This is a genomic window from Halioglobus sp. HI00S01 (assembly GCF_001635445.1).
Lineage (GTDB): Bacteria > Pseudomonadota > Gammaproteobacteria > Pseudomonadales > Halieaceae > Halioglobus > Halioglobus japonicus.
This window is the reverse complement of the sequence record NZ_LWEE01000313.1, coordinates 1-813: the sequence shown is the minus strand read 5'-3', so window position 1 is coordinate 813 and position 813 is coordinate 1. Positions and strand designations below refer to the sequence as shown.

The following is an 813-nucleotide window of genomic DNA, read 5'->3' as shown; positions in this document are numbered from 1 at the left end:
AGGGCAGGATTGTCGCTACTGGGCGACATGAGGAGTTGTTGGAATCCAGTGAGCTGTATGCACGGTTGGCCAGCTTGCAGTTTCGGGAGGCGACGGAGTAATTGTGATTCGCTGTAGGTTGGGTGAGGTCCGCTGCCGGGCGGCCTGAGAGCAGCTTACTCGTTTTGAGTTGATTCAGGTGCGGGGCGGTCTGAGGACTGATAGTTTGGTTTGAAACCGCTGCAAGGCCATCCATGGCGCGCTTCGGCGTCCGCCATCCCTGGCTCCCGACGATTTCAAACCAAACTATCAGTCCTCAGAGCTCGATTCACTTCACCATCTCAAGAGCTTTTTTGGGCAGGAGGTATGAAGGGAGTAGCCAAAGACAATGGCTCTGGTCTACTACACCAAATTTGCGAATTAACCGCCGACAGTACGGTCATAGATCGCTCGCCAAGCGCTAACGCAACTCAAATCACTGAGATGCCCAATACTGAGATTACGACCTATCGAGGTTTGGAGGCTGTTTAGCCTTTTGAAATCGTCGGGAGGCATGGATGCCGGACGCCGAAGCGACCCCATGGATGGGCTCGTAGCGGTTTCAAAAGGCTTAAACAGTCTCCATGCCGGCGCGTAAAGAACACCACCAAAAAAAACGCCGACCAACAGGCCGGCGTTTTCATCAAAGAGTAGCGATTCGCAACTTAACCAAACTCGCGAACCAGCCCTCCGATAGACTCTTTCGCATCGCCAAACAGCATCCGCGTATTGTCCTTGTAGAACAGCGGGTTCTCGATGCCGGCAAAACCAGAGGCCATGGAGCGCTTGAGGACG

1 protein-coding gene is annotated in these 813 nt (G+C 53.9%); it reads right to left on the bottom strand.

Annotated features, from left to right (window positions below; translation table 11 throughout):
• Positions 1-683: 683 nt before the first annotated feature.
• On the bottom strand, positions 684-813 hold a 130-nt coding region (locus tag A3709_RS22835; protein ID WP_156507874.1), incomplete at its 5' end, for an NAD(P)(+) transhydrogenase (Re/Si-specific) subunit beta.